The organism is Campylobacter sp. 2018MI01 (assembly GCF_018501205.1).
Lineage (GTDB): Bacteria > Campylobacterota > Campylobacteria > Campylobacterales > Campylobacteraceae > Campylobacter_E.
This window is the reverse complement of sequence record NZ_JAHCZE010000157.1, coordinates 1-443: the sequence shown is the minus strand read 5'-3', so window position 1 is coordinate 443 and position 443 is coordinate 1. Positions and strand designations below refer to the sequence as shown.

Sequence of the window (443 nt, the reverse complement as noted above, 5' to 3'; positions counted from 1 at the left end):
GGTCAGGATCAAGCCCTGGAAGGTCCTGGTATCAAACTTTTGCATATTATTTCGTGCTGGATACGTGTGGATTTAAAGGAAGGAGCCAGTATACCCGCTGGATGCGAGATATACAGTATGAAACCGGTTTGTTTAGCGAAAATTGCCGGATTTCGCGGCATCACACCTCACCAGGCGCGGCTTTTACCGCATAGAAAGATGTAAAAACTGCCCATCTGCATCAAAAGAGCAGACAAAACTCTCTTTACGGAAAGTAGTACCACGCATCTCATAGCTCCCCTGAATCTGTTCGAAACCGGTAACAGCAATTTTCTGTGCGCCAGTATTGTAACGCTGCGCCGCCTGAGCTTTACACAATGCTTCCATATCCAGCGTGCGTGTTGGGCTCACTTTACTCTGCTGGGCTTTTTGCGTCGGTGGAGGTGTCGCTGTGCATCCCACCA

The 443-nt window shown here is 49.0% G+C and carries 2 protein-coding genes; one reads left to right on the top strand and one right to left on the bottom strand.

Annotation, left to right across the window (positions count from 1 at the left end; all coding sequences use genetic code 11):
* The coding region (locus tag KJQ97_RS09465; protein WP_214120701.1) for a hypothetical protein at positions 1-204 on the top strand (204 nt) is incomplete at its 5' end.
* Here the strand turns inward: KJQ97_RS09465 and KJQ97_RS09460 are convergent.
* The coding region (locus KJQ97_RS09460) for a YsaB family lipoprotein (RefSeq protein WP_214120700.1) at positions 184-443 on the bottom strand (260 nt) is incomplete at its 5' end. The two genes, KJQ97_RS09465 and KJQ97_RS09460, sit on opposite strands and share 21 nt — an antisense overlap.